The organism is Pseudomonas khavaziana, assembly GCF_019145205.1.
Taxonomy (GTDB): Bacteria; Pseudomonadota; Gammaproteobacteria; order Pseudomonadales; family Pseudomonadaceae; genus Aquipseudomonas; species Aquipseudomonas khavaziana.
The window spans coordinates 1-438 of sequence record NZ_JAHSTT010000057.1 but is presented as its reverse complement, the minus strand read 5'-3'; the positions used below and the strand labels follow the sequence as shown (position 1 = coordinate 438).

Annotated in this window: 1 pseudogene; it reads left to right on the top strand. The window is 55.5% G+C overall.

Annotated features, from left to right (window positions below):
- Positions 1-438: pseudogene (locus KVH01_RS29500) on the top strand (IS3 family transposase); the annotation flags it as partial.

The following is a 438-nucleotide window of genomic DNA, read 5'->3' as shown; positions in this document are numbered from 1 at the left end:
GTCGAAACGGCCTTTACCCCGAACAGCTCAATGCTTGGCGCCAAGCCTGCATCAGCGGTCAAGAGGCGGTGCAGATCCAAAAAATGGCTGATCATGAACAGACACGTAAAGACAAAAAACGCATTCAAGAACTAGAGCGTGAACTGCGCCGTAAAGATGCTGCATTAGCTGAAACCGCAACGTTGTTAGTGGGCGAAAAAAGCTCAACGCCTACTGGGGGACCGACGGCGAGGACAGCTGACTTCTTTGCCGGAACGGCAGTTGTTGGTGAGCTGGTTGATTGAAGCCATCGTCGCAGGCGCCCGAAAATTACGTGCATGCCAGGAGGTCGGGCTATCGCTGCGAACCTTGCAGCGCTGGGCTCAGGTGCCAGAGTTAAAGGCCGATGCGGGCACCACCACCTTGCGGCCCAAGCTGCGTAATGCGCTGAGTGTAATC